This is a genomic window from Acinetobacter sp. IRS14, from assembly GCF_034650275.1.
GTDB lineage: Bacteria > Pseudomonadota > Gammaproteobacteria > Pseudomonadales > Moraxellaceae > Acinetobacter > Acinetobacter oleivorans.
In genome coordinates, this window is the sequence record NZ_JAOVFN010000027.1 from 33,376 (window position 1) to 39,642 (window position 6,267).

General features: G+C 39.7%; 4 protein-coding genes and 1 pseudogene. 3 read left to right on the forward strand and 2 right to left on the reverse strand.

Translation table 11 applies throughout. From position 1 onward, the window contains the following. The first annotated feature begins 12 nt into the window (after window positions 1–12). From tynA to ODQ17_RS17370, 3 genes are all read left to right on the forward strand, one after another. Window positions 13–2,328, forward strand: coding sequence for a primary-amine oxidase (gene tynA, locus ODQ17_RS17360; protein ID WP_322905221.1), 2,316 nt, complete (start codon window positions 13–15; stop codon window positions 2,326–2,328). Between the two features lie 144 nt (window positions 2,329–2,472). After that, entirely contained in the window at window positions 2,473–3,690 is a 1,218-nt protein-coding gene (locus ODQ17_RS17365; protein ID WP_322905231.1) for a hypothetical protein, read from the forward strand. 33 nt (window positions 3,691–3,723) lie between these two features. Further along, window positions 3,724–5,211 carry an NAD-dependent phenylacetaldehyde dehydrogenase gene (locus tag ODQ17_RS17370; protein WP_322905223.1) on the forward strand — a complete coding sequence of 496 codons (1,488 nt, stop codon included), beginning with the start codon at window positions 3,724–3,726 and terminating at the stop codon, window positions 5,209–5,211. A 64-nt stretch (window positions 5,212–5,275) separates the two neighbouring features. On the opposite strand, the gene pcaD is transcribed toward ODQ17_RS17370, so the two are convergent. Both pcaD and ODQ17_RS17380 read right to left on the reverse strand, forming a co-directional pair. Continuing rightward, the gene (gene pcaD, locus ODQ17_RS17375) at window positions 5,276–6,055 is read right to left on the reverse strand and encodes a 3-oxoadipate enol-lactonase (RefSeq protein WP_322905225.1); all 780 of its coding nucleotides are present in this window, start codon (window positions 6,053–6,055) and stop codon (window positions 5,276–5,278) included. A gap of 10 nt (window positions 6,056–6,065) precedes the next feature. Then, window positions 6,066–6,267 (reverse strand): annotated as a pseudogene (locus tag ODQ17_RS17380) (acetyl-CoA C-acyltransferase); the annotation flags it as partial.

A 6,267-nucleotide genomic window follows, 5' to 3' on the forward strand; every position in this document is an offset into this window, starting at 1 on the left:
TAGATGAAAAGGATGAAACCAATGCGTAAACAAAGATTATTGAATGACATACAAAAAATACTGGCACTTAACTTAACAATCGCTGCAAGCTTTTGGGGACTCAATACTCAAGCGTTTGCGCATGGTGGACATGCCGAAATGGTCTCACTTTATCAAAACATGAGTGAGCAAGGCGCTAAAGTTGTCAAAGATGATTTTACCAATACTTATATGATCACCAAAGGTTCTATGGTGGTTCGGGCCAAACCCAATTCAGATCAGGTTTTGGTGAATGGTAAACCTTTTAAGCTCAGCGTGCCTTTATTAATCAAAGATGGTAAACCTGTTATTGGAAAAGATTTTTTTAATGAAGTATTCCAGTCTGGGTTAGATCAAACTTTTAAAATTGAAAATACCTTTCACCCGCTCAATAGCTTAAATTCTGACGAAATTAAGAAGACCTTTGATGTGATTAATCGCTCGAAATACGCCTATAAAAATATGCGTTTTGCCGAGTTAAAGTTAAAAGAACCAGAAAAAGCCAAAGTCTGGGATTACTTTATTAATCACAAAGAATTTAAAGAAGATCGTATTGCCTCATTTATTTTGTTAAAGGGGAGTCAAGCGATTGAAGGTGAAGTTAACCTTAACACTCAACAAGTCACAAAATGGAATGTACTTAAAGACACTCATGGAATGGTGTTGCTCGATAATTTTGAAGCTGTACAACGTGTAATTGAGACAAGTAAAGAATATCAAGACGCGTTACGCAAACGCGGCATTTCCGATGTGAAGAAAGTGATTGCTACTCCACTAACTGTTGGATATTTTGGCGGTAAAGATGGTCTAGACAAACAACTCAATATATTAAAAGTTGTTGCTTACCTCGATGTCGGCGATGGCAATTATTGGGCGCATCCAATTGAAAATTTAGTTGCTGTAGTCGATTTAGATAAAGAAAAAATTATCAAGATTGAAGAAGGTGCGATCATTCCTGTGCCGATGGCAAATCGACCTTATATGTCGAATAAGCCCGTAGCAAGTAAGCTAAAACCACTCAATATTTCTGAACCTGAGGGTAAGAACTTTAGCATTACAGGTCAAACCATACATTGGGGGAACTGGTGTTTGCATGTAGCGTTAGATTCTCGTGTTGGCTTACAGCTTTCAACCGTGACTTACAAAGATAAGGGCGTTAAGCGTAAAGTCATGTATGAAGGGAACTTGGGTGGAATGGTAGTTCCATATGGTGACCCTGATATTGGTTGGTACTTCAAATCTTATTTGGACTCTGGCGAATATGGTATGGGAACCCTTACCTCATCTATTCTTCCGGGAACAGATGCACCCGACAACGCTGTTTTACTTGATGCCGTGATTGCAGACTATAAAGGCCAGCCACAAGTGATTCCAAATGCCATTGCCGTGTTTGAACGTTATGCTGGGCCTGAATATAAACATCACGAAATTTTTGGTAACCAAGATGCGAGTGAAGCCCGCCGTGAACTTGTTGTGCGCTGGATTAGTACGGTTGGAAACTACGATTACATGTTTGACTGGGTATTTGCCCAAAATGGTGTAATTGGGATTAATGCGGGTGCAACAGGTATTGAAGCTGTTAAAGGTGTTAAATCACGTACCATGCATGATAGTACCGCAAAAGAAGACACCAAATATGGAACTTTAATTGACCATAATATTGTCGGTACAACGCACCAACATATCTATAACTTCCGCTTAGATATGGATGTAGACGGGGAAAACAACAGCTTTATGCATATGGACCCTGTGGTGAAAGCCAATGACAAAGGTGGTGTTCGTACAAGCTCAATGCAAATTGATAGTAAAGTCATTACGAATGAGCAAAATGCAGCTGAAAAATTTGATCCATCCACCATTCGTTTACTCACGAATTTCAATAAGGAAAATAAATTAGGTAATCCAGTTTCTTACCAACTCATTCCGTTTGCAGGTGGAACACACCCTGTGGCAAAAGGAGCCAATTTCTCTAAAGATGAATGGTTATTTAAACGTTTGAACTTTATGGATAAGCAAATTTGGGTGACTCAGTACAACCCAGACGAACGCTATCCAGAAGGGAAATATTCAAACCGTTCAACTCATGATACAGGGTTAGGACAATTCATTGGCAACAATGAAAATATTGAAAATAAAGACCTTGTAGTGTGGATGACAACAGGAACAACCCATGTGGCACGTGCTGAAGAGTGGCCAATCATGCCAACAGAATGGGTGAATACACTCATCAAACCTTGGAACTTCTTTGACAGTACCCCGACTTTAAACTTGGGTGAAGAAGAGCAAAACACACAGCACGACCATCACTAAACGGGTGCATGATCTAGAGTGGGTAACGAATCGGTTACCCACACCTGAGCATGGGTAAGTCGTTCGCAAAAAAGGAATTTCTCAATGAAAAATTTATTTTCTCAGGTTGTGAGAGGGACTCTCTTTGTCTCATTTTTTTCAACTGTGCATGCTGGTGAGCTTGAAATTAAACCGACTTTTGAAGCAACTTTTGGGGCTTTTAGTAGCGGTAAAAGCTATAACGGCGAAAACCTAGAGGATGAAAGAGTCAATTGGCAAGAAGGCCACCTTAAATATGGTGCGAAGGGAAACTACACCTTTAAAAACAATCAGCTCTATGCAAGCTTGAGCGGTATTAGCTCGGCAACATTTGGTGATGGTGATGCTGGCCAAAATAGTAATGGTAAGGAACGCAAAACGGATGTGAATGAATGGATCATTGGTTTTAAAGATGGCACCAATAAAGATGAATTAACAACCTATGATTTAAGTATCGGTCGACAAAATATCATGATTGGTGATGGGTTCTTCATTGCGGGTGATGCATTAAATCTCGGTAAAGCGCCTGCGGATGGCACACTAGATCGGGGCGGAGCATATTATCTGGCAGCTCGTCGAAGCTTTGATTTTACAAGTTTGCTTCAATACAAACCGCAAGAAAATACAACGCTAAAGCTGGCTTATTTAAAGTCAAACAATAAAGCACAATTTTCACCTGAATTGTTTGTGACTGATCTGATGTATCAGCTTAAAGATAAGGGCGTTGGATTTACCTATTTAAATGTATTAGACCTTGAAGATGCTGAACACGTTTCAGGCCGACAAGACCTTAAAAATTATGCTTTACGTTTGAATTATCAACCTTTACCAGAGCTACAAGTTAAAACTGAGTTTGTAGTTCAAGATAAAAAAGATAGCCAAGAAAATGCTGGCTACTTAGCGCTGAACTATAATTTTTTATCTTCAAAATATACGCCTTCATTAGGCTACCGTTTTAGCCATTTTTCAGACCAATACGACACCATGTTTTATGGAAATACAGTTGGGTTTGGTACATGGTTTCAGGGCGAAGTTGCCGGAAACTATGCTGGTCCATTTAATAAAAATGCAGATATTCATCAAGTCTCTTACATGATGAACTTAAAAGAAAATTTTATGTTGGGTGCTTTGGCCTATAAGTTCAAAACAGTAAATAAGTCTTTAACTAATGTAGACGGACATGAGCTGGATGTTTTTTCGGTCTGGTCGGTTAATAAAAAATTCAATGTTATTCCTTTAGTAGGGCTTTATAAACCGAAACACGATATCCATAGTGGCGGTACACAAAACTACGATGACAAAACCAATGTCTATGCGCAGTTAATTTTGCAATACATCTATTAATAGATCCTTTTAAATGAATTGAGAGAAATAAAAATGAGTGAAGTTCAGATTTTACAAAGCGTGCAGCAATTTATGGCGCGTCAACATGGACATTTTATTGATGGGAAGTTAGTTGCTGCCGAGCTTTTAGATAAAGTGGATATTGTGAATCCATCGACTGAACAAGTTGTTGCTCAAATTAGTATTGGTAGTCAACAAGACGTTGAAATTGCAGTGAAAAGTGCTGAACATGCTTTTCAAAATGCTTGGGCTGAAACAACGCCGTATGAACGTGGTGTTAAACTGAACAAGCTAGCCGATTTAATTGAGCAATATGGTGAAGAACTTGCACAGCTCGAGTCGTTGTCTACTGGAAAACTTATCAATATTTCACGGCATCTTGAAGTCGCACAATCTGTTATTTTCTTGAGATATTTTGCGGGTTGGGCAACTAAAATTAATGGTCAAACCATGCAACCCTCTATTCCTTCTATGCAAGGTGAGAAATATACAGCCTTTACTTTAAGACAACCGATTGGTGTGGTTGCAGGGATTGTGCCTTGGAATTTTTCGCTGATGATTGGTATTTGGAAAATCGGCTCAGCTTTAACAACTGGCTGTACCATTGTGCTTAAACCAAGTGAGTTTGCCAGCTTATCTTTATTACGTTTAGCTGAACTTGCCATTGAAGCAGGTATTCCAGCGGGTGTAATTAATGTGGTTACGGGTAAGGGGGAGACAGGACAATATTTAATTGAGTCACCACTCGTTAAGAAAGTCTCGTTTACAGGTTCAGTACCAACAGGTATTGCCATTGGTAAACTTGCGATGAGCAGTGATTTAACCCGTGTCAGTCTAGAGTTGGGTGGTAAAAATGCCATAGCTGTTTTGGCTGATGCAAATATCGATGAGATTTTACCGACTTTGCTCCAAGCCACTTTTGTGCATCAAGGTCAAGTTTGCGCATCTCCAGAGCGTTTTTTTGTACATCACACAAAATATAATGAATTGGTCGAAAAGCTATCCAAAGCACTCTCTGGTTTCAAAATTGGATCGGCTATGGATGAGGGAAGTATGTTTGGGCCACTGTCTAATCAGCCACACTTTCATAAAGTGAAACATTATTTAGATATGGCAAAAGCAAACAACCAGATTATTGCAGGGGGAGGGGCTCTAGATCGATCAGGATATTTTGTACAGCCGACTTTGATTTCCTTTAAAAATACCGATGATCCTTTATTTTCAGAGGAAACTTTTGGTCCAGTGGTTGGGGTAATGCCATTCGAAACTGATGAAGAACTCGTTCAACTGATGAATCAGTCGCGCTTTGGTTTAACCGCAAGTATCTGGACAAATGACTTATCTAAAGCTTTACGTTTAATTCCTAAGATTGAAGCAGGCACCTTGTGGGTCAATATGCATACGTTCTTAGATCCATCAGTTCCATTTGGCGGGGTAAAAGCTTCAGGAATTGGCAGAGAGTTTTCAGATGCATTTATTGAAGATTACACCGAATTAAAATCGGTCATGATTCGGTATTAAGTTTAAAGATTCCATGAGATATAAAAAATGGCCTTTATAGGCCATTTCTTTTGAGCCATTAAAATTAACCTAATAAAAAATCTTTTAGAATTTTATTAAAAGCTTCTGGCTGCTCGACATTGGAAATATGAGAGGCATCTATTTCTGCAAGCTTTGATTGAGAAATGCGTTGTTGCATAAATTCACCATCTGCAACAGTTGTTACAGGGTCTTGAGTTCCAGCAATCACTAATACTGGAACTTTGATGTCTTTTAACTGCTCACGGACATCCGCTTTAGCCAAAGCCTCACAACAATTGGCATAACCCATTGCGCTGCCAGCACTTAAGTCGTTACATAGGTTGTTGACAATTGAAGGATGACTTTGGATAAAGGGATCTGTAAACCATCGCGAAGCTGCTGTAGCTGCGATCGGTTGTAAACCTTGCTCACGTACTAATTTTGCACGGTCAAGCCATGCCTGTTCTTGTCCAATTTTAGCGGCAGTATTTGCCACAACCACATGACTAAAACGGTCAGGGTAGTGAATTGCCAGCCATTGACCGGTTAAACCACCCATAGAAATTCCACAAAAAGCAGCTTTGCTAATATTCAGATGATCCAGTAAACGGACAACATCTTCACCTAATTGCTCTACAGTATATGGACCGTCAGGCGTAGATGATGAACCGTGACCACGAGTGTCATAGCAGATCACAAAAAATTGATCTTTTAACTCATTAAACTGTTTTTGCCACATACCATAATTGGTGCCCAAAGAATTGGAAAACACCAGAGCAGGGGACGACGGTTCGCCAAAAGTTTGATAGTTAATTTGTGCATCGGCAGATTGAAAAGATGGCATTTGTTTCTCCTTAAAGTGCTTCAACACGTTCAATAATCAACGCAATGCCTTGTCCCACACCAATACACATTGAGCACAAAGCGTAGCGACCACCTGTTTGCTCAAGCTGGTTTAATGCTGTAGTCACTAAGCGTGCACCTGATGCACCGAGTGGGTGACCTAATGCAATTGCACCACCGTTTGGATTCACCTTGTTAGAATCATCTGGCAAG